General features: G+C 49.4%; 19 protein-coding genes and 1 pseudogene. 9 read left to right on the forward strand and 11 right to left on the reverse strand.

The window, feature by feature from the left end; all coding sequences use genetic code 11:
- Positions 1-3: 3 nt before the first annotated feature.
- Genes trpCF through trpA form a run of 3 tightly spaced genes read left to right on the forward strand, consistent with a single transcriptional unit; the run spans position 4 to position 3,372 of the window.
- Positions 4-1,362 (forward strand): bifunctional indole-3-glycerol-phosphate synthase TrpC/phosphoribosylanthranilate isomerase TrpF, encoded by a 1,359-nt coding sequence (trpCF, locus tag AACS05_RS12545; protein ID WP_045449642.1) that lies wholly within the window; start codon positions 4-6, stop codon positions 1,360-1,362.
- A 10-nt stretch (positions 1,363-1,372) separates the two neighbouring features.
- Positions 1,373-2,566 (forward strand): tryptophan synthase subunit beta, encoded by a 1,194-nt coding sequence (gene trpB / locus AACS05_RS12550; RefSeq protein ID WP_045443538.1) that lies wholly within the window; start codon positions 1,373-1,375, stop codon positions 2,564-2,566.
- Positions 2,566-3,372: a tryptophan synthase subunit alpha gene (trpA, locus tag AACS05_RS12555; protein ID WP_045443540.1), complete on the forward strand. Its 807-nt coding sequence runs from the start codon at positions 2,566-2,568 to the stop codon at positions 3,370-3,372. The genes trpB and trpA overlap by 1 nt, the downstream gene beginning before the upstream one ends.
- A gap of 34 nt (positions 3,373-3,406) precedes the next feature.
- Here the strand turns inward: trpA and AACS05_RS12560 are convergent, their stop codons facing one another.
- The 4 genes from AACS05_RS12560 to AACS05_RS12575 form a co-directional block, all read right to left on the reverse strand.
- Entirely contained in the window at positions 3,407-4,873 is a 1,467-nt protein-coding gene (locus AACS05_RS12560) for a GGDEF domain-containing protein (RefSeq protein WP_045443543.1), read from the reverse strand.
- 865 nt (positions 4,874-5,738) lie between these two features.
- Positions 5,739-7,007, reverse strand: coding sequence for a Y-family DNA polymerase (locus tag AACS05_RS12565; protein ID WP_045443546.1), 1,269 nt, complete (start codon positions 7,005-7,007; stop codon positions 5,739-5,741).
- A gap of 2 nt (positions 7,008-7,009) precedes the next feature.
- Positions 7,010-7,429: a translesion error-prone DNA polymerase V autoproteolytic subunit gene (locus AACS05_RS12570; RefSeq protein WP_045443549.1), complete on the reverse strand. Its 420-nt coding sequence runs from the start codon at positions 7,427-7,429 to the stop codon at positions 7,010-7,012.
- Positions 7,430-7,528: 99 nt separating this feature from the next.
- Positions 7,529-8,266 (reverse strand): GNAT family N-acetyltransferase, encoded by a 738-nt coding sequence (locus AACS05_RS12575; protein ID WP_045443552.1) that lies wholly within the window; start codon positions 8,264-8,266, stop codon positions 7,529-7,531.
- A 109-nt stretch (positions 8,267-8,375) separates the two neighbouring features.
- Between AACS05_RS12575 and pdxR the strand changes: the two genes are divergently transcribed.
- Positions 8,376-9,854 carry a MocR-like pyridoxine biosynthesis transcription factor PdxR gene (gene pdxR, locus AACS05_RS12580; protein ID WP_045443555.1) on the forward strand — a complete coding sequence of 493 codons (1,479 nt, stop codon included), beginning with the start codon at positions 8,376-8,378 and terminating at the stop codon, positions 9,852-9,854.
- Positions 9,855-9,885: 31 nt separating this feature from the next.
- Here the strand turns inward: pdxR and nikE are convergent, their stop codons facing one another.
- From nikE to nikA, 5 genes are read right to left on the reverse strand one after another with little or no spacing between them, the layout of a single operon-like run.
- Positions 9,886-10,686, reverse strand: coding sequence for a nickel import ATP-binding protein NikE (gene nikE / locus AACS05_RS12585; RefSeq protein WP_045443558.1), 801 nt, complete (start codon positions 10,684-10,686; stop codon positions 9,886-9,888).
- A complete protein-coding gene (nikD, locus tag AACS05_RS12590) occupies positions 10,683-11,447 on the reverse strand; it encodes a nickel import ATP-binding protein NikD (RefSeq protein WP_045443561.1) in 765 nt (254 codons plus the stop codon). Before nikD ends, nikE begins: the two co-directional genes overlap by 4 nt.
- Positions 11,447-12,280, reverse strand: a complete 834-nt coding sequence (nikC, locus tag AACS05_RS12595) for a nickel ABC transporter permease subunit NikC (protein ID WP_045443564.1) — start codon at positions 12,278-12,280, stop codon at positions 11,447-11,449. Before nikC ends, nikD begins: the two co-directional genes overlap by 1 nt.
- Positions 12,277-13,221 (reverse strand): nickel ABC transporter permease subunit NikB, encoded by a 945-nt coding sequence (nikB, locus tag AACS05_RS12600; RefSeq protein ID WP_045443567.1) that lies wholly within the window; start codon positions 13,219-13,221, stop codon positions 12,277-12,279. The genes nikC and nikB overlap by 4 nt, the downstream gene beginning before the upstream one ends.
- A complete protein-coding gene (gene nikA / locus AACS05_RS12605; RefSeq protein WP_045443570.1) occupies positions 13,221-14,795 on the reverse strand; it encodes a nickel ABC transporter substrate-binding protein in 1,575 nt (524 codons plus the stop codon). The genes nikB and nikA overlap by 1 nt, the downstream gene beginning before the upstream one ends.
- Before the next feature lie 404 nt (positions 14,796-15,199).
- On the opposite strand from nikA, the gene AACS05_RS12610 reads away from it, so the two are divergent.
- Positions 15,200-15,547, forward strand: a complete 348-nt coding sequence (locus tag AACS05_RS12610; RefSeq protein WP_045443573.1) for a colicin E1 family microcin immunity protein — start codon at positions 15,200-15,202, stop codon at positions 15,545-15,547.
- Positions 15,548-15,638: 91 nt separating this feature from the next.
- On the opposite strand, the gene AACS05_RS12615 is transcribed toward AACS05_RS12610, so the two are convergent.
- Together AACS05_RS12615 and ompW are read right to left on the reverse strand one after the other, a co-directional pair.
- Entirely contained in the window at positions 15,639-17,051 is a 1,413-nt protein-coding gene (locus tag AACS05_RS12615; RefSeq protein ID WP_045443576.1) for a hypothetical protein, read from the reverse strand.
- A gap of 701 nt (positions 17,052-17,752) precedes the next feature.
- Entirely contained in the window at positions 17,753-18,391 is a 639-nt protein-coding gene (ompW, locus tag AACS05_RS12625) for an outer membrane protein OmpW (RefSeq protein ID WP_045443588.1), read from the reverse strand.
- 256 nt (positions 18,392-18,647) lie between these two features.
- Here ompW and AACS05_RS12630 point away from each other — a divergent pair.
- The 4 genes and pseudogenes from AACS05_RS12630 to yciA form a co-directional block, all read left to right on the forward strand.
- Positions 18,648-18,734, forward strand: a pseudogene (locus AACS05_RS12630) (YkgJ family cysteine cluster protein); the annotation flags it as partial.
- 28 nt (positions 18,735-18,762) lie between these two features.
- A complete protein-coding gene (locus AACS05_RS12635) occupies positions 18,763-19,506 on the forward strand; it encodes a YciC family protein (RefSeq protein ID WP_045443590.1) in 744 nt (247 codons plus the stop codon).
- 56 nt (positions 19,507-19,562) lie between these two features.
- A complete protein-coding gene (locus AACS05_RS12640) occupies positions 19,563-20,102 on the forward strand; it encodes a septation protein A (RefSeq protein WP_045443592.1) in 540 nt (179 codons plus the stop codon).
- Positions 20,103-20,266: 164 nt separating this feature from the next.
- The coding region (gene yciA, locus AACS05_RS12645; protein WP_048221371.1) for an acyl-CoA thioester hydrolase YciA at positions 20,267-20,665 on the forward strand (399 nt) is incomplete at its 3' end.

Raw genomic sequence — 20,665 nt, forward strand, 5'->3', positions numbered from 1 at the left:
ATGATGCAAACCGTTTTAGCGAAAATTGTCGCAGACAAGGCGATTTGGGTAGACGCCCGCAAACAGCAACAACCACTGGCCAGCTTTCAAAATGACGTTCAGCCTAGCTCCCGTCATTTCTACGATGCGCTGCAGGGGACCCGCACCGCGTTTATTCTGGAGTGTAAAAAAGCGTCCCCGTCAAAAGGCGTGATCCGCGATAACTTCGATCCGGCTCAAATTGCGGGTGTGTATAAACATTATGCTTCAGCGATTTCTGTACTGACCGACGAGAAATATTTTCAGGGAAGCTTTGATTTCCTGCCAATTGTTAGCCGCATCGCACCGCAGCCGATCCTGTGTAAGGACTTTATTATCGATCCTTACCAGATTTACCTGGCGCGTTATTACCAGGCGGATGCCTGTCTGCTGATGTTATCGGTATTAGACGACGAGCAATATCGCCAGCTCTCCGCCGTGGCTCACAGTCTGAAAATGGGCGTACTGACGGAAGTCAGTAACGAAGAGGAACTGGAACGCGCGATTGCACTTGGCGCAAAAGTCGTCGGTATTAACAACCGTGATTTACGTGACCTGTCGATTGACCTGAATCGCACCCGCCAGCTGGCACCGCGACTGGGTCACGGCGTAACCGTCATCAGCGAGTCCGGCATCAATACCTACGGCCAGGTACGTGAACTTAGTCACTTCGCCAATGGTTTCTTGATTGGATCCGCGTTGATGTCCCATGACGATCTCCATGCCGCGGTGCGTCGCGTTCTGCTCGGCGAAAATAAAGTGTGCGGCCTGACCCGGGCGCAGGATGCAAAAGCTGCGTATGAAGCAGGTGCGATCTATGGCGGGTTAATTTTTGTCCCCTCTTCTCCGCGCGTCGTTGGTGTTGAGCAGGCACGTGAGGTCATGGCAGGCGCACCACTACAGTATGTCGGCGTGTTTCGTCATCACGATATTGATGACGTGTGTGTAAAAGTCAAAAATCTGGCGCTCACAGCCGTGCAATTACACGGCAACGAAGATCAGACATATATCGATACGCTGCGCGCCGCATTGCCGGAACACGTGCAAATCTGGAAAGCGTTAAGCGTTGGTGAGTCACTGCCTGCCCGGAGCTATCAACATGTTGATAAATACATTTTCGACAACGGGCTCGGCGGCAGCGGTCAACGTTTTGACTGGACACTTTTAGGCGGACAATCGCTGGATAACGTTCTTCTGGCTGGCGGACTTGGCGCAGATAACTGCGTTGAGGCAGCTAAAACCGGCTGTGCCGGTCTCGATTTCAATTCTGGCGTAGAGTCGCAGCCGGGCATCAAAGACGCTCGTCTTCTGGCTTCGGTCTTTCAAACACTGCGCGCATATTAAGGAAAAGGACATGACAACATTACTCAACCCCTATTTTGGTGAATTTGGTGGCATGTATGTGCCGCAGATTCTGATGCCAGCGCTGCGTCAACTGGAAGAAGCATTCGTCAGTGCGCAGAAAGACCCTGAGTTCCAGGCTCAGTTTACCGATCTGCTGAAAAACTATGCGGGTCGTCCTACTGCACTGACCAAATGCCAGAACATCACCGCAGGCACAAACACCACGCTGTATCTCAAGCGTGAAGATCTGCTGCACGGCGGTGCGCACAAAACCAACCAGGTGTTGGGCCAGGCGTTACTGGCAAAACGCATGGGGAAAACCGAAATCATCGCGGAGACCGGCGCGGGTCAGCACGGTGTTGCGTCTGCTCTCGCCAGTGCTCTGCTGGGCCTGAAGTGCCGCATTTACATGGGTGCAAAAGACGTCGAACGCCAGTCGCCAAACGTCTTCCGTATGCGCCTGATGGGTGCAGAAGTGATCCCGGTACACAGCGGTTCCGCCACGCTGAAAGATGCCTGTAACGAAGCGCTGCGCGACTGGTCTGGCAGTTACGATACCGCGCACTATATGCTCGGTACGGCGGCTGGCCCGCACCCATTCCCAACCATTGTGCGTGAATTCCAGCGCATGATCGGGGAAGAAACCAAAGCGCAGATCCTGGAAAAAGAAGGCCGCCTGCCGGATGCGGTTATCGCTTGTGTCGGCGGTGGTTCAAATGCTATTGGCATGTTTGCTGATTTCATAAACGACGCCAGCGTCGGTCTGATTGGCGTTGAGCCGGGTGGTCACGGAATTGAATCCGGTGAACACGGCGCACCATTAAAGCATGGTCGCGTCGGGATTTACTTCGGTATGAAATCCCCCATGATGCAGACCGAAGAGGGACAGATTGAAGAGTCCTACTCGATTTCCGCGGGCCTGGACTTCCCGTCAGTCGGGCCACAGCATGCTTATCTGAACAGCATCGGTCGTGCTGACTATGTTTCGATTACCGATGACGAAGCACTGGAAGCCTTTAAAACGCTGTGTCTCCATGAGGGAATTATTCCGGCACTGGAATCTTCTCACGCCCTGGCACACGCATTGAAAATGATGCATGAAAACCCGGAAAAAGAGCAGTTGCTGGTGGTCAATCTCTCCGGTCGCGGCGACAAAGACATTTTCACCGTACACGATATTCTGAAAGCGCGAGGGGAAATCTGATGGAACGTTATGAAAGCCTGTTTACCCAGTTGAAAGACCGCAAGGAAGGCGCTTTTGTCCCTTTCGTCACCCTCGGCGATCCTTCTGTTGAACAGTCACTGAAAATTATTGATACATTAATCGACGCCGGTGCCGACGCACTTGAACTTGGTATTCCGTTCTCTGACCCACTGGCTGACGGCCCGACAATTCAGGAAGCCACATTACGTGCGTTTGCAGCAGGCGTCACGCCGTCGCAGTGTTTTGAAATGCTGGCGCTGATTCGTCAGAAGCACCCTGCCATTCCTATTGGCTTGCTGATGTACGCCAATCTGGTCTTCAGCAAAGGTATTGACGAGTTTTACGCTCAGTGTGAAAAAGTCGGCGTGGATTCTGTGTTAGTGGCTGATGTGCCAATTGAAGAGTCAGCACCGTTCAGGGCTGCTGCATTACGCCATAACGTTGCACCTATTTTCATCTGCCCGCCGAACGCTGACGACGAACTGTTACAACAGATTGCCGCCAGTGGCCGCGGTTATACCTACCTGCTTTCGCGGGCAGGCGTAACAGGTGCAGAAAATCGGGCTGCGTTACCGTTGCACCATCTGGTCGAAAAATTGAAAGAATACAATGCGCCTCCCGCCTTACAGGGCTTTGGTATCTCTGCGCCTGAGCAGGTAAAAGGGGCGATTGAAGCAGGTGCTGCTGGCGCCATTTCCGGCTCAGCGGTTGTCAAAATCATCGAAAAAAATGTTTCAGCTCCGGAACAGATGCTGTCTGAACTGAAAGCTTTTGCCAGTGCGATGAAAGCCGCCACCCGTCAGTAATTTATAAAGCCGCCAGAACTTCCTCTGGCGGCTTTTATACTTTTGCCAGTTTCATCTTATACATTTCGTTATCCGCATTCTGGATTGCCACATCCAGCTCACCATTAACTTCTGCAATACCCCATGACACCGACAGCGGCACTGTATGACCATCCACCACAAATACGTGGCTGTTGACCTGCCCACTAATACGCTCGGCTATGGCAAGAGCATCGCTCGCCTGGGAGCGAAACAGCAGGATCATAAATTCATCCCCACCGGTGCGGATCACGATATCGTGACTGGTTCGGGTGTTAGACAGCATTCTGTTGGCAATAGTTTGCAGCGCACGATCCCCAGCCGCATGACCCCAGGTGTCGTTGACAGCCTTGAACTTATTACAGTCCAGCAGCACCACTGAACAGTGTGATAAATCCCGTCGTTTGATAATGTCGAGGATCTTGCGATTAAAACAGCCGGTCAGGGAGTCGATATATACCTTGAGATCACTCTCATTAAGCCATGTTTTCAACGAAAAGCTGATCATAATGAAGAAGAATGGCGCCAGGAGAATAATAATCCCGGCCTGGGGATCCCGCACCATAAATCGGCTGAGTGAGATTGAATAATGCAGGGCATATTTTTCTGACAAACTTCTGACCGAGTAGTGGGCGCCATTACATTTTCCGGATAAACAAAGACTATCCAGGTTGAGTAAATTGACCAGCGCCACGTTAAGTCCCGCCGGGATCCGATACTCAAACGCGTTCGCCAGCGCCTCCTTTAGTTCCGGCTTCGCATGGTCATAAACCAGGTACGCCACAATATGGTCAGTGACTTCTTTACCTGAAAGATCGTAGATATAACTCACCACGCTAAACGCCTTTTCACCGGTAATTTTATCGGTATAAAAGTTCGTTGAACTGAGAGCTTTGTTTTTGACATTTTTTTGCAGTAATCGGGTATAAAAATCGACGGGCGGATAGAAAAAACTGGAAACATCCTTCGCCATCTCAGAATCAGAATAATTGAAGTTACGAGCATCGGCAGGCATAAACCAGTAAAAATAGTCAGCATCCTTGGCGATGATATAACGATGTGCATCGAAGGTCCCCGGATTCAGCTCGTTCACCTTCCCTCGAATAAACTCAGCCGCCGTGTACATACACAGAGCCTGACTACTGATTTTTTTGGCGATAATACTCCCCGATGCCGAATGTACACGCGCTCGATCGGCATTGATTCCCCATTCGTCCTTATTCCGCGGAACGAATTGCGACATATCGCCACATTGCCCGGCATTTCTGATGTGATGATAGCGTTCCCCAATTGCATCAGAGAGAAGTTCATTGTCGTTAAAAATGTCCATCATGCGCGATTGCAGACGGTTGATCCCTTCACTCGCAGTGGCCATACGTTGTTCGTAAATGATAAACAGGAACAACGAGGTAAATATCAGAGTAATCAGGCCCGATACCAGCAATGCCTGCCTGTTTCTGAGCTTATCCTGCACAATCTTCACGAACCCACCCTGATAGTTAACAGTATGACCAAACCAATTACCCGCTTATATTGTTGCATAACAGCCCTGAGTGCTTGTCAAAGATGTCAATTATTCTGTTACTGATGATAAGGTGAAGTCACACCGTCTCCGAGAGATAAAGTTACAGATTTATTTAAAAAAAGCACATTTTTTGTTAACAAAAATCACAAGTTAGCTATCACCAGCGATCGGACAGGCCGCCCGACAATCGCTTACGCCCGCAACATAACCAGTTTCGATTTCATAGACAGGGCTGGAGCTGCAGCGAGAATTTGTTTCAGGCGATAAATTTGCTTAAAGAGTAGCATTACATTGAAGGGGAAAAGGCCGGATGAGAAGTACAGAACATAAAAAAAGGAGACGGAAGTGCCAGTAATGATGGCGCGGCACTGGCTGGCCAATTCGCATTACCCTCGTGACATAAATCGTTGGCAATACAGAAAATCAGGGACCAGAATGGGTGCATCCTCTGTCAATACCGCGCCGATTTCCCCTTGCTTTGGTTCCCCCCTAAATTAAACGCTTTGAGAGGGAAGCAGCGGAAGTTGAGACATCAATGATGTCTCAGTTGTCCATTGCTATGTTTAGGTCCTATTCGACCTGCCTCTATCAGAATTTCCTCTATGAGTTCTTCAAGGCACTCCTTTCCATGATGATCACAGACAAGATGCACCTGTCGGGAAATTTCTTCGTGCTTCATACCATCACATAATGCTGCCTTGAGCATTAAGGTGGCCCATCGTTTTGCTTCAGAGTGAGTTAGCATAACCCCTCCCGATATTTGATACCTCTATAAGCGTAGCTGTCTGGGTGTGAATCACCGGACTTTCCTGGCTTCATAAGTCTAGCGGACTCGAAGAAGATCTGCGTATCTGGTGGTATAACGAGGAGAGAGCATTTCTCGCTTCATCTGCCACTGTTGCTGGATCCCCTGCCCGGCGAAATACAACGTCCCTCTGCCCTCTTTAGCATTCAGGAGATCCAGTACCTCCATCAATTTTTCACTGCCTGCACGCGGTGCGTTATCATCAAACAAATTGAGCTGGGCCACGCCCTGGCTGTAAAAATCACCCAGCATGACTCCCGCTTTCTGATAGCGGTATCCAGTTTTCCATATGGCATCCAGGCTTCGTATCGCTGCAGCAATGATATCCCTGCTGTCCTGAGTTGGAGTAAGCAGCTTCACCGATGCACTGTTACTGTAAAACGGTTCATTCAGCGCAAATGGCGAGGTTTTAACGAAAACGGATATGAATCGGCAATATTGATGTTCGCTACGCAGTTTTTCCGCAGCTCGCGACGCATAGCTGCAGATAGCCTGACGCATAGCCTCATATCCGGTGATCCATTCACCAAACGACCGGGAACAGACTATTTCCTGTTTAGCCGGTGCAAATTCTTCCAGCGCCAGACAAGGTTCAGCACGCAATTCACGTACCGTTCTTTCGAGTACGACAGTGAAATGCTTGCGAATAAAACGGATGTCGGTATCAGCCAGATCCAGAACCGTTTTAATCCCCATGCTGTCCAGTTTTTTGCTGATACGGCGACCCACCCCCCAGACTTCATCGACAGGCAATGCAGCCATGAGTTTGCGCTGTCGCTCAAGATTCGATAAGTCCACAACACCGCCCGTCTGCCGCGGCCACTTTTTTGCCGCATGGTTAGCCAGCTTGGCCAACGTTTTGGTCTGGGCAATGCCGACCCCGACAGCGAGGTGAGTGCGCTGTTGTATCGTTGCACAGATTTCCCTGCCGAAGTCGGTCAGATCACGACAATTCCTTACGCCCGTCAGATCGCAGAACGCCTCATCTATACTGTACATCTCCACGCGGGGGGACAACTCTTCCAGTGTGGCCATCACCCGGAGACTCATATCCGCGTAGAGTTCATAATTACTGCTAAAACACACTACTCCGCAGCGGCGAAACAAATCCTTTTGTTTGAAATATGGATCGCCCATTTTTACCCCAACGGCTTTTGCTTCAGGACTTCGGGCTATAACACAGCCATCGTTGTTTGACAGAACGACAACCGGCCTTCCCTTCAAATCTGGCCGGAATGCCGTCTCACACCTGGCATAAAACGCGTTCACATCAACCAGTGCAAACATGATTAGACAGTCGCTTTTACGATAAACGTCACCACACCAAAGACATCCAGCGTCTCCTCGCTACCCAGCAGAATGGGAGCGTAGGCGCTGTTCTCCGGTTTAAGCATAACTGTCGGGTGAAGTTGCAGACGTTTAACCGTGAATTCACCATCGATAGCAGCAATAACAATATCGCCATGAACTGCTTTTCTGGAACTGTCGACGACCAGCAAATCACCATTACTGATCCCTGCCCCAATCATGGAATCCCCGGAAGATTTTACAAAATACGTTGCGCTGGGGTGACGCACTAACAACTCATTCAGGTCAATACGCTTCTCAACATAGTCCTGAGCTGGCGAGGGGAATCCGCAGGGCACATGGTCACTGAATAGCGGGAAGCTTTTGATTTCGCGGAGTTCCGCAGGCTGGAAAAACAACATGATGATCTGCCTTCACAATAACTGTATTTATATACAGTAGTATTTTATGGAAAACAGATCAAGAAAGGGATGTCCATGCTGATTTTGCCTGCTGCAGGCTTAACGATATTGCGGTTCATCCTGTCGCATTTTTGCAATCAAGTTACCGAGTTTTTCCTGTTGATTACCATCATCATCGAAGTTATCTGCCGCTAACCATTTTTCGTAGGCGATGCGCAACGCAGGATACTCACCGTCAATGATTGAATACCAGGCGGTGTCACGGTTGCGCCCGCGGTACACAACGGCCTGGCGGAAAATGCCTTCAAATCGGAAGCCGAAGCGTTCTGCCGCCGCTCGGGACGGAGCATTGAGTGAGTCGCACTTCCATTCCAGCCGGCGATAACGGAGCTCCTCAAAAACATAGCGAAGCAGCAGCGCCATAACCTCCGTAGATATACGCGTACGCTTCATGCGCGGCGAATAGGTCACATAGCCGACCTCAATGACCCCGTTAGCGGGATCAATCCGCATAAGTGCAACCGTACCAGACGGCTTGCCGCTGGCCTTATCAATCACAGCGTAATGCAGCGGATCGCGCAACGTTTCGGCACTCAGCAGACTGGTGCGGTAGGATACTTCACTCTCGAAAGGTCCTGACGGCAGATAGGTCCAGTCGCGCTCATCCGGCGCTTCGCAGTATGCCTCATAAAGATCAGCTGCATGACGTTCAGCGCTGATGCGTTCAAGCCGACAATAGCGACCTTCCAGTGATTTTTCACCGGGAAGTTTCGCGCCACTCCAGCCAGAGAGTTCGGCGCCGACAGGCTGGTTAAAGCGATTCATTATATTAGTCATGGTGACGATCAGCTCCTTTGAGACGGGATCATTAACAGAGTCAGAGGATGAAATAATTGTGGTATCCTGAAAAGAGCCACGGTTTTAGTTTTTGATGGGTCCACGACATATGTTTGATATCACCGCCCCTCTGACGCCGGGGGTAATCTCCCCAGGCGGTGAACCGCTATCTCTGCAAAAACAGCTTACAGAGCGTATTCAGCAGGCGATTCTGAGTGGCCACCTGCCAGCGGGCTCGAGCCTGATATCATCCCGAACGCTGGCAAAAGAGCTCGGTGTATCGCGGAATACCGTTGTGAACGTTTATGAACACCTGGCAGCAGAAGGGTATATTCTGGCCGATCGCCAGGGCACTCGTGTGGCATCCCTGTCAGGCGCCGACCGCAAAAACGTCTCCCCGGTATCGCCGGACACGCCCGCAGTCCGTCTGGCTGATCGCCTCAGACCGATTCTGGAAACCCCGTTACAACCGGTACACGATGCACTGTTATCTCCCGGCATGCCCGCAATCAGGGAATTTCCTCTGGCTGCCTGGCGACGCTCCCTTGACCGGGCGGTCAGGCAGTTGCAATCCCACTCGCTGGGCTATAGCGAACCGGCAGGCGAACACACTCTACGAGAAGCGATAGCAACGCATCTGTACGTTGCGCGCGGAGTGCGTTGCGATGTTTCCCAGATAATCGTGACTGAGGGAGCAAAACAGGCGCTGGAGCTTTGCGTAACGCTGCTGACAGATCCTGGCGATACGGTCTGGATGGAAGACCCCGGCTATCGTGGGGCAAAGGCAGCATTCTCTGCTGGTAATTTGCATACGGTATTGATGGCGGTGGACGAAGAAGGTATACGCGTACCAAAGGATCCATGGACGACCCATACACCAAGGCTAATTTATACCTCCCCTGCCCATCAATATCCCACCGGGGCGGTGATGTCCGTCGCCAGACGACTGGCGCTGATTTCAAAAGCCAGCCGCACCGGAGCATGGTTGATAGAAGACGACTACGATGGCGACTTCAGGCACTCTGGCGGACCGATAGCCAGCATGCAGGGACTCGTATCACATACGCCTGTACTCTACATTGGCTCGTTCAGTAAGACGATGTTTCCCTCCTTAAAGCTGGGATTCCTTGTACTTCCTGCGCGCGTAATGGCACAGGCAAAAACGGTATTGAATGAAATTCTCCGAAATGGCCAACAATTGCAGCAGATGGCTATGGCTGATTTCATGAAAAGTGGAGAGTTTGGCCGACATCTGGGGCGGATGCGACGACTCTATCGCGAGCGCCAGCGTATTTTACGCGAGGCGCTGATAGCCGACTTTTCACCAGATCAGATTCTCGGGGGTAAATCAGGAATGCACCTGACGCTGAAGCTGGCAGCGGGAGATGATGACAAAAGGATCGCTGAATTAGCCCACCAGCATGGTCTGGGCGTTCAGGCTTTGTCATCATTCTGTACGAGGCCCGGTGCGGTTTCTGGTCTTGTGATTGGCTACGGAAATACCTCCAGTAACGATATTCCGGCGGCGATCGGCATGCTTACAAACCTGATTAAACAAGAGCGGAACGTCAGTACATGCCGCAGTTAAGCGTGAGCGTACGTAACATCCAATTTAAACCTTATGATGCATGAGTGTGACGCACAGGGAATGCGGGGAGTACCGCATTCTGTAGTACTCGTCCGGCATCAGAAGAGAAAGTTAGTGTCTCACCCACGATTTGTGTTTCAACAATTCTCCCGTCGTCCATCACCATCACCCGATGGCAAAAACGTTCGACAAGGCGTAAATCATGGGTAATAAACAGGCAGGCAGTGCCAAACTGCTGTTGCAGTTTTTTGAGCAAGCGAATTACGCCAGCTTGCAGCACCAGATCAAGGTTAGACACCGCTTCGTCCAGAATTAATAGCTTAGGCTCAACGCTCAACGCCCGTGCGAGACAGACACGCTGTAGCTGACCACCGCTGAGCTGTGGCGGACGTTTGTCGAGTATGCTGTCGTCCAGATCAACCGCTTTAAGCATTTCGTTTGCACGCACGAGTTGTTCTGTTTTACTAAGTGATAGCAGGTGGCGCATGGGTTCACGTAAAATATCACGTACGGTTTTACGTGGGTTAACGGCACTAATGGAGTCCTGAAATACCATCTGAATATCCCGGCGAAATACTTTTTGCTTTGTCCGATTCAACCGGGTGAGTGGCTCTCCCCGCCAACTGACGCAACCCTGAGTCGGAGATTCTAAACCAACAAGCAAACGTGCCAGTGTGCTTTTGCCACAACCACTGCGCCCCAGCAAAGCAACCGTTTCACCGCTTTTAAGTGTTAATGAAACATCCTTTAATACAGACTGATGCTGGTGTCTGCCGCTCAAATTCGCATGGGCATACTGATGTGAAATACCCGTGACCGTCAGTAGTGTCATAAGACTAACTCCATGCCGTACAAAGCAAGATGTGCAGAAACCAGATTACGCGTGACGGTATGTTGAGGCGTCCGAAACAGAGTTTGAACGTCGCCGTACTCAACGATATTGCCATGATCCATTACCGCCACCTCGTCGGCCAGTCGCGCCACTACGCCCATATCATGGGTCACCAGCAGCATCCCTGGCGCACGAGTTTGCATAATGCTGTCCAGCAAATCGAGAATGCGCGCTTGCGCGACCACGTCCAGATCGGTTGTCGGTTCATCTGCCACAATAAACGGCGCATCACACAGCACCGCCATTGCAATCATCATGCGTTGCAACATACCACCACTCATTTCAAAGGGATAAAGAGTGAGAACACGAGCGGCATCCTCTAACCCCACGGCCTCCAGAGTCGTGATAAGCGTGGCATCATCTGCAGGTTTCCCAAGCACGATGCAGGTTTCCCGCGCATGTGCAGCCATGGTTCGCAGCGGATTAAATGCGCTGCGTGGGTTCTGCATAATTGTCGCAACTTTTACACCACGCAGATCGCCAGGGGAAACCGGTTTACCATCTGCAAGAACGGCTCCCGCAGTTTGATGGACACCCGACGGAAGAATGCCGAGCGCGGCGGCACAGGTTAGCGATTTTCCGCTTCCACTTCCCCCTACCAGTGCCAGTACACGTCCGCGTTTAAGCGACAGTGACACGCCGTTGACCAGCGGTTTCTCTGCATGCAGAACAAGATTTTGCAGCTCAATTTGTTGTGGCATCAGTGGGCATGCTCCGTGACGAGATGGGGATCCAGATGATCACGCAGTGCATCCCCCACCAGATTGAAGGCCATTACGCTGATAAACAGCGCCAACCCTGGCCAGAACATTTGTAGCGGCTGAGTCCAGATATACTGGCGAGCGTCGTTGATCATGACACCCCATTCGGCAGTTGGCGCGGTCACACCGAGGCCAAGAAATGACATTCCCGCCACGTGCAGCATCATATGACCAATATCCAGAGTTGCCAGGACGAGCAATGAGGGGATCACCGCTCCGGCCAGATGGTCGATAAATATTCTGACATTACCGGCGCCGGAAAGTCGGGAAGCGAGCACAAATTCACGTTGGCGTAAGGAGATAACCAGGCTACGTACCATTCGTGCATACCATGCCCAATGCGACAGAGCGATAGCTATAATGACATTGGTCAGTCCTGTACCCAGCACACCGACGAGGAAAAAAGAGAGGATTGAAGTCGGAAAAGTCATAAACATATCCGCGACACGCATTGTGGCCTGATCGACACGGCCGCCAATCAATCCTGCGCTTCCTCCGACGATTAGCCCCAATGTCAGTACCAGAATTAAACAGGCCATGACCGAACCGAGCGACACCCGGGTTGCTGCCAGCAAGCGGGAGAAGATATCGCGCCCCAGATGATCAGTCCCCAGCCAATGCTGGCTATCGGGGGCTAACAGACGCGATGGCAAATCAATTGACTGCGGATCATAGGGTAACCACCACTGGCTGGTAAGCGCAATCACAGCCAGCAAAACAATAACGATCAGTGCCAGACGTACCGACCAGCGTGAAGAGAGGTAAAAGTTCAAGAATGCGCTCCTTCATGACGGCGAATACGTGGATCTACTGCGGCATTCAGTAAATCAACCACCAGATTACAAACAACAAATACCACCACCATAATTAGCGTAAAGCATTGGATCACCGGATAATCACGGTTGAAAATTGCCGATACGGCATAACGTCCAACGCCTGGCCAGGCAAAGATATTCTCAATAATCATCGTTCCACCAATCAATTCGCCAATGTGCATTCCCACGGCGGTGATCATCGGTAACGAGGCATTACGCAGAATATGACGGCGTTCGATTTGCTTCTCGTTCAGGCCGCGCAGACGCGCCCAGGTAACATGACGCTGCCCGGCAACCTCTAGCATGCTTGCACGCAGCAAGCGGGCATTAATCGCCAGCGACATAAAAGCAATCGACACAGCAGGAAGAATGATGTACTGCCAGCCGCCGTAGCCCAGCGCGGGCAGCCACTTCAAATAAACCGAGAAGAACATGACCAGCAGAAAAGCGAGCCAGAAGTTGGGCATTGATACACCAAGAAAGGCGATTATCCGCACAACAAAATCTGGCAGGCGGTCGCGATGACGAGCAGCCCAAATTCCCAACGGTACAGAAGTTAGCAGGATCAGTACCAGTGCAGCGCCCGCCAGCTGTAAAGTGGCAGGCAGAAAGTGCATCACATCATCCAGCACCGGGCGCTGAGTAGCAAAAGAGATACCAAAATCCAGATGCACGGCCTTCCACAGCCAGCGACCGTACTGCACAATGAGTGGTTGATCCAACCCAAGCATGACTCGTGTGGAAGCCACCATATCAGGCGTTGGGGGCAGGTTAGATAAACGTAAGTAATCAAGTGCCGGGTCGCCGGTTCCCAAACGCAACATTAAAAAGATAACCACTGACGCGGCGAAAATCATCGGAATCAGCAGCAGAATTCGCCGTATAGCATAACGCAGCATCAGTGTTTCACCGGTTTTATCTGTTCAAACGGGATTTCCGAGGCAATCGGTGCGTAAGGGATCTCCCCCAGGCCAGGTTTAGCAACCACCATCATCGACATATAACTGATTGGTAAGTAAACCGCTTCATTATGCAAACGGGTCAGAATGTCACGATACAGCTCCTGGCGCTGAGTTTTATCTGTGGAAATCAGCACGTCACCAATCTCTTTGTCGATTTGCGCTTTGTCGGGAAGACCAAGCTGGGCCTGGTAGTCAGCATGGGATGGTACACGCATTGAACTCATGAAAGCATGTGGATCATACGGCGCCCCCCAGGTGCGATTGAAAATCATACCAAAGCGACCATCGCGCTGACGGGCGTATATACTGCTCTCCTCTTCCCCGACCAGAGCAACATCCACACCAATCTGGCGCATATTTGCCTGCATAATCTCAGACATTGATTTGCTGAGCGCATCGGTACCGACATAGGCCAGTTCGATATGTAACGGTTGACCGGCTTTTTCTCGAATTGTTTTTCCGGCGGGCAGAGTCCAGCCAGCTTGTTCCAGCAAAGATTTTGCGTGCTGTGGATCGTATTCGCGCGGCTTCAAACCGATATTGGCGTAAGGGACGGATGGCGCAAACAGCGTATCTGCTACCTGCTGAGTACCGTACAACGCATTTTTTATCAGCGTTTTTTTATCAACTGCATAATTTAATGCTTCACGCACAACCAGTTCATTAGTTGGTGCTTTTGCTGAGTTGAGCGCCAGCATCACGGTTTCAACAGGTGCTGAAAGCTGCGTTCTGTATTCAGGGTTCTGACTGAAGCGTGCGAAGGTATCAAGAGGCAGTAGCCCTTCATTTCCATATAACAGATCGATATTACCTGTTTCAAAAGCGACAGCCCGTGTGGTTGGATCCGGGATCACTTTAACAGTAACCTTTTGAATTTGAGGTTTTCCACCCCAGTAATGCTCATTGCGCACCAGCACATCATATTGGTTGAGTTTCGATTCTTTCAGCACCCAGGGCCCGGTGCCAACCGGCGCTTTAATTCCGTTCAGGGTTTCGTTATTTTTAAACTGAGAAGGTGCAATAAAACGAAAAGGTCGCGGCAGGGTCAACTCTTGCAGGAAAGGATAGTACGCATCCTTCAGTGTGATTTGCAGTTCATTTTTACTTAACGCTTTAACATCCGTGATTTGATTGGTTAACTCCAGCCAGGCATGCCGTTTACGGTTATCCAGTACTGCGCGGAAGTTTTCCACTGCGGCCTGAGCATCAAATTCTTCACCGTTAGAGAATTTAACATCATCACGTAAGTTGAAAGTCCAGGTTTTACCGTCTTCCGAGTGACTCCAGCTTTTTGCCAGCCACGGAATTACCGAACCATCCGCCTGATATTTCACCAACGGCTCATAAATCATGCTCTGAGCAAACATCTGGTTAGGTGTATAAAGATGTGGGTTTAACGGCCCCACATTCACCGGCCATGCAGTGGTGATTTCATCGGAGGCTGCTGCCTGTGCAAAAAAAGGCGCGCATGCCAGCAGCGCTATGAGTGTGCGGTTTAGTCTGGACAAGATGGTGCCCCCGAAGACGATAGATGTAAGTTAAAAAAGTATGATGATTTTAGTAATTCATCATACTTTTTAATTGTTCGGGATCAATGCCAGGATAAATAAGCTTTTCGTTATCAATAAATTTTGTTGGGAAGTAGCAGGAAATTCGCGACTGGCTACGACAGCGACATGTGGGAAAGAATAGAGAAAACTGGTCGGTAAAAGGCCTTCATATCGCCTGGCTATCATCAAGATCACAAATCAGAACCAAATCGTCGTATGGGTTAAGTGAGAAGTCCGCAATCAATAATGCCCCTGCGGGATACCATCATCACGGCTGAGAATGATTATCGTTATTGATTTTCCTTTCGTTCTTGTTAGCATGCTGCTTGCGGATGGAACGTTGTTAACTACAGGAGCGGAGCCTTATGGAATCAGGGATGACACTCAAATACTATCTTAAAAATAGTGTGTGGAGCGTAATAGTAATTGGTGTATTTTTCTATTCCTGGATGAACAACCCCGAGAGTGAGTTGACATATCAGTTATTCCTCGCTGTGTTGATTAACTCGTTTTTATTCCCTTTTTCAAAGTATATTATTGAAAAAACCGCCCTTTTGTTTTCAAAAAAAGAATTCTGGCAACGAGACTTCTTCACTAGCTCCACAGGAGGCAGTTTAGTCGTTATTTTTGAATTTTTCTGTTTTATCCTGACAATTCCAGTTTGCATATTATTTTTAGCTGTGAAATCTGTTAAAACCCTTTCAAAATTATGAGATTTTAATGCTTAAATGTCTCGGTCTCTTAATCAAATGGGGAGCCGGTCATAAAAGGCTCACCGGCTAAAGCGGTGAGCTCGTTTGGTTATTAACGTATCACACTAACATTTTCCAGTTTCACTGGATTTTCAGGTTTATCTCCCAATTGCTGAGTAACCGGCACGAAGACGTTGAGATCTTGCAGCCAGGCAAGTTTGTCACGACTTCCCGGTTGCCCTTCATTAGTTGCATGACACTCCACTAATAGATATTTCCCACTAAACTCAGGTGCAATGCTATGTGCATCTCCCTCTTCCGTTACGTCGCAACGTAGCGCTGATGCAGTGACTTTCTTATTGAAGTCAATACTGTCCCATTGAGCCTGATATTGTTGACCAGCCACTAACGGGAAACGCAGGTCCGTCTGCAATGTGTTAAGCAATGTAGTGCTACTACTAATAGACATGGTGAACTTCAGCTGTAGCTGATTACCCAGAGTTAAACGTTGCACCGTCCAGATACCATAATCTTCCAGTTTGCGTATATATCCATCCGGTTGTGCATCCAGTTGTACTTTGGTCTTGCCAAGCGCACTAACTTCGGTATAACGAATCTGTTTAAAGCGAGGAATCGCCCATGGTTTGATCAATGACTGAGTCTGGTGCTCAATAGCAGCAGACAGAGGGAATTTATTCAGCCACTGCGGATTATTATTACTCAGTTCGGGCATTGATGGCCCCATCAATGTTGAGGCTTGCTTGTTAGCGGCGGGTATAAAATGCCCTTCGGCTTTGAATGATTTCCCCGCGGGTAACTGGCAGAGTTGCTCAAAGCGTTGTGCCTTTTGCGTGTTAATTTTGAAGTCACTCTTACGACGGACAATATCAGCAGTGATAAGTGAGTCCGTAACGCGACCCTCACTGTCGAAGTTCATTAACGCTACAGCATCTCCTTGATGCGTTTTACAATTATATAAGTAATGCTCAATCTTTAATTCCAACGGTGCATCATAAGGCGGTTCCCAGATGATATCAGCAAAGTCATACCCCATACGTACCGACAAAATATCACCAATGCGCTGGATGTTATTAACATCGACAAGTTCGGTAATGCCGACTGTATCCGTGGGAGATAATCTTTCCCAGATTGCATCTTTTATCGGTAGCTGGCAAACCGCGCGTATATCCTCTTCCGTCATTTGCTTATCATCTTGAGCTGGAGCAAAACGGAGGTAACTGTTGCCGTAATAGCGAGCTTTGGTAAATCCCTCCTCATTCAATAAATCCTTGTAGAGAAGCTGTGCCTTACCCTGTTTACAATCAACGGAACGCCATTGCTGAGCCGTTTTTCCGTTATTGAAGTTTAGCGACACCATATAATTCACACGATCGTGAATTCTGGTTACAGACAAGGGGTTAACACCACCACCTATCAATGCAGGTTTATCAGTAGCCTGAACGAGAGAAAACGGCAACAGCGCCAGAAAACAAAGTGGACGCACTAAAGGTCGAATACAATACATATATGTTCCTTCATATATTGATTAAGAAATAAAGGTATCGGCATCAAGGGATAAATTATTAGTCTGACGCATCCTATCACTAAACTCGCGTGAGGATAGTGACGGACGCTCCTGGCACTTATCAGCCCTGGTGAGGTAGCGCACCGTTATGGAGGTATCGGCAGTGGAGGTGCAAATCCTTTCATGCGGACAATAATCTCCTTTAAGAACCCACATCTACGAAACCGGAGAAACGCTTAAACAGAAAAACGCCCCGCTTACCGCTAAAGATAATGACTTCCTGCAGACAAAGGATGTTGCTGGCCATCATCACAGGGCTGCGCTTGGCCGATCTTTGTAATATGAAATGTTCAGATGTCCGAGATAATCACCTCTTCGTTGAACAAAGCAAACAGGTGCAAAAATCACGACACCTTTAAAGTGACACTGTAACAAGTTCAACATTTCTCTTGAGGATGTGATCGCTCAGTGCCGGGACAGGATACTAAGCCCGTATTTACTCCACCACCAGAGCCCTTGTTCTTTCCATGAGCAACGTTCTTTGGCTGAAAGGATATCCAGTGAGCAAGGGATCGACATACAAATTTTGTTAGGTCATCGCAGTAAAGCAATACGTGAACATTACAACGATACACGTGGGAAAGAGTGGGTAAAACTGGCCGGTAAACGACCAGTTTTACAGAGGAGTTTTGCAGAAGAGATTAAAAACGATAACCCGCAGAGAACATAAACACCCACGGATCGAGGCGCACACTGTCATGCTGCTGAGCACCAGCCAGTTTATAGCTCGCGGTGGTATCGATATCCATGTACCACACAGACATGTTAATCAACCAGTCACGATCGATCAGATAATCCATACCCACCTGCCCCGCTGCGCCCCAGGAGTCTTTCAGGCTCAGGTCCGATAATCCGGTTTCTTTGCCGTTATTATTAAACCCTTCGTCAAAGAAAGTGGTGTAGTTAACACCGACACCAACATAAGGACGCAGTTTGCTGCTGGAGTCACCAAAGTACCACTGCGCCATTAACGTCGGCGGTAAGTGATGAACGGTCGCAATATCCCCCGTTGTTGCCGTTCCGATTTTATGACGGAACGGCGTCGCTGCCAGCAATTCAACACCAATATTGTCAGTTGCCATATAGGTGAATGTCAGTCCCAACTGAGTGTTATTGCTGACATCAAAGCCGCCTAAGCTTCCCAGCGTACCACCCGCGCCTTCCGTTGGTCTTACTGTTGCAGAACCTGCACGAATAAAGAACTCCCCGGCTTCATGCGCAAATGCGTTTCCAGAGAGAAGAGTTGTTAAAGCCAATGCTGCAACTGTTAATTTTTTCATGTCCGCTCCATCGTTATGGTTATAAAAGCGGAGTGAATATACCTACAATGGAGTAATAAATGATCTAACACAGATCACATTGAGGCCAGTAATTTAACATTTATTGATCCAGATTAAGTTAGAACTTGCATTCAAAATCCAGGTTAAATTATTTCAGATCAATTTTGATATATTTTCGCCACGCAAGTATTTTCGCCAGTGTGCTGTACAGAGAACACACAACGTTGTTGCAGGATGCTGAAGTCATAGCCAAAAATTACCGGAGCTTTACAAAGATATGCTTTTCAATACATCTTGCGATGCTGCCACTGTAGAGTTATCCAGGGTACAATTGCCCGCAAATGAACACCTGCAAAACTCAAGGAGAGTGCATGTCTATCACGGCGAAATCCGTTTACCGTGACACGGGAAACTTTTTCCGTAATCAATTTATTACCATCTTGCTGGTATCGTTATTGTGCGCGTTTATCACAGTGGTGTTAGGGCATGCCTTTTCTCCCAGCGACGCACAGATTGCGCAACTCAGCGAAGGAGATCAGTTAACCAGCAGCGTGGGTCTGTTTGATCTGGTGCAAAACATGACGCCAGAACAACAGCAAATCCTGTTACGCGCGTCTGCAGCATCGACATTTTCTGGACTTATTGGTAATGCCATCCTCGCGGGCGGCGTCATTCTGATGATTCAGTTGATTTCAGCAGGCCATCGGGTCAGCGCATTACGCGCCATTGGTGCCAGTGCACCGGTATTGCCCAAGCTGTTTATTCTGATTTTTCTGACTACCTTGCTGGTGCAAGTCGGTATTATGCTGGTTGTCGTCCCCGGCATTCTGCTGGCTATTCTGCTTGCCCTCGCGCCAGTGATGATGGTTCAGGATAAAATGGGTGTCTTTGCGGCCATGCGCAACAGTATGCGTCTGGCATGGTCTAATATGCGACTGGTAGCGCCTGCAGTAATCGGTTGGCTGTTGGCAAAAACGCTGCTGTTGCTGTTTGCGCCAAGTTTTGCAGTACTAACGCCGAACGTTGGCGCGGTGCTGGCGAATACGCTGAGCAATATGATTTCTGCCGTGCTGCTGATCTATTTGTTCCGCCTGTATATGCTGATTCGCCAGTAAACCCTGAACGCATCCGGCCTTCCTGGCCGGTGCTTTTTTGATTACGGAATTGAAGAATGAAGCAGTTTCTTGATTTTTTACCGCTGGTTGTCTTTTTCGCTTTTTATAAGCTCTACGACATCTATGCGGCGACTACAGCGCTCATTGTCGCTACCGCAGTGGTTTTGATTTACAGTTGGGTCCGCTATCGCAAGGTCGAGAAGATGGCGTTAATCACTTTTGTTCTGGTTGCCGTATTTGGCGGCCTGACCATTTTCTTCCACAACGATGAATTCATTAAATGGAAGGTAACTGTGATTTATGGTCTGTTTGCTGGCGCGCTGTTATTTAGCCAGTGGGTGATGAAAAAACCGCTGATTCAGCGCATGTTAGGCAAAGAGTTGACGCTGCCACAGCCGGTATGGTCAAAGCTTAACTTAGCCTGGGCCGTCTTTTTCATCCTGTGCGGCCTTGCAAATATCTACATCGCATTTTGGCTACCACAAAACATTTGGGTCAATTTCAAAGTATTTGGTTTGACCGCGCTAACGCTGTTCTTCACGCTGCTGAGCGGAGTTTATATTTACCGCCACCTGCCGCAGGAAGACAAATCGTAATATCTTTCGCCAGATCTGCGGATCTGGCGAATTTTCATCCGGAAGCATTCCTCATTGCCATATCCCCTCTTTTCCACTGCTCTGCACACCGCATCAGCTCTGTTCTCAGCCCGCAAATCATAGTAGCATCGCGCCTGTAATCTTTCTCTACAGTCGGTTCTACAATGACAACAACGAATAACACCCCTCAGGGTGAACTGGTTTTACGCACTCTGGCCATGCCTGCTGATACAAATGCTAACGGCGATATTTTTGGCGGCTGGCTGATGTCACAGATGGATATTGGTGGCGCTATTCAGGCCAAAGAGATCGCACATGGCCGTGTGGTGACGGTGCGAGTTGAAGGAATGAGTTTTTTGCGCCCGGTTGCTGTGGGTGATGTAGTCTGCTGCTATGCACGTTGCGTGAAACGCGGCACTACTTCGATCAGCATTAATATTGAAGTCTGGGTAAAGAAAGTGGCGTCAGAGCCTATCGGTCAGCGCTATAAGGCTACTGAAGCCCTGTTTATCTACGTCGCGGTTGATAAAGACGGCAAGCCTCGTCCGATACCGGTTCAGGCG

This window comes from Citrobacter sp. S-77, assembly GCF_963864895.1.
In the GTDB taxonomy this organism is placed as follows: Bacteria; Pseudomonadota; Gammaproteobacteria; order Enterobacterales; family Enterobacteriaceae; genus Citrobacter; species Citrobacter murliniae.